Below are 1,196 nucleotides of genomic sequence, written 5' to 3'. Positions count from 1 at the left end.
TAAGCAAATTGCTTGGGTGTTATATGGTCAAGCCTCACGGGCAATTAGTATTGGTTAGCTCAACGCCTCACAGCGCTTACACACCCAACCTATCAACGTCGTAGTCTTCGACGGCCCTTCAGGGAACTCAAGGTTCCAGTGAGATCTCATCTTGAGGCTAGTTTCCCGCTTAGATGCTTTCAGCGGTTATCTATTCCGAACATAGCTACCCGGCAATGCCACTGGCGTGACAACCGGAACACCAGAGGTTCGTCCACTCCGGTCCTCTCGTACTAGGAGCAGCCCCTCTCAAATCTCAAACGTCCACGGCAGATAGGGACCGAACTGTCTCACGACGTTCTAAACCCAGCTCGCGTACCACTTTAAATGGCGAACAGCCATACCCTTGGGACCGGCTTCAGCCCCAGGATGTGATGAGCCGACATCGAGGTGCCAAACACCGCCGTCGATATGAACTCTTGGGCGGTATCAGCCTGTTATCCCCGGAGTACCTTTTATCCGTTGAGCGATGGCCCTTCCATACAGAACCACCGGATCACTAAGACCTACTTTCGTACCTGCTCGACGTGTCTGTCTCGCAGTCAAGCGCGCTTTTGCCTTTATACTCTACGACCGATTTCCGACCGGTCTGAGCGCACCTTCGTACTCCTCCGTTACTCTTTAGGAGGAGACCGCCCCAGTCAAACTACCCACCATACACTGTCCTCGATCCGGATAACGGACCTGAGTTAGAACCTCAAAGTTGCCAGGGTGGTATTTCAAGGATGGCTCCACGCGAACTGGCGTCCACGCTTCAAAGCCTCCCACCTATCCTACACAAGCAAATTCAAAGTCCAGTGCAAAGCTATAGTAAAGGTTCACGGGGTCTTTCCGTCTAGCCGCGGATACACTGCATCTTCACAGCGATTTCAATTTCACTGAGTCTCGGGTGGAGACAGCGCCGCCATCGTTACGCCATTCGTGCAGGTCGGAACTTACCCGACAAGGAATTTCGCTACCTTAGGACCGTTATAGTTACGGCCGCCGTTTACCGGGGCTTCGATCAAGAGCTTCGCGTTAGCTAACCCCATCAATTAACCTTCCGGCACCGGGCAGGCGTCACACCCTATACGTCCACTTTCGTGTTTGCAGAGTGCTGTGTTTTTAATAAACAGTCGCAGCGGCCTGGTATCTTCGACCGGCGTGGGCTTACGCAG

Annotated in this window: 1 rRNA gene; it reads right to left on the bottom strand. The window is 53.2% G+C overall.

The features are described from left to right. Window positions 1-23: 23 nt before the first annotated feature. A 23S ribosomal RNA gene (locus EIY72_RS18175) occupies window positions 24-1,196 on the bottom strand; the annotation flags it as partial.

Origin of the sequence: Pseudomonas vancouverensis, assembly GCF_004348895.1 — a bacterium.
Classification (GTDB): Bacteria; Pseudomonadota; Gammaproteobacteria; order Pseudomonadales; family Pseudomonadaceae; genus Aquipseudomonas; species Aquipseudomonas vancouverensis.
This window is presented reverse-complemented; position numbering and strand designations above follow the sequence as displayed.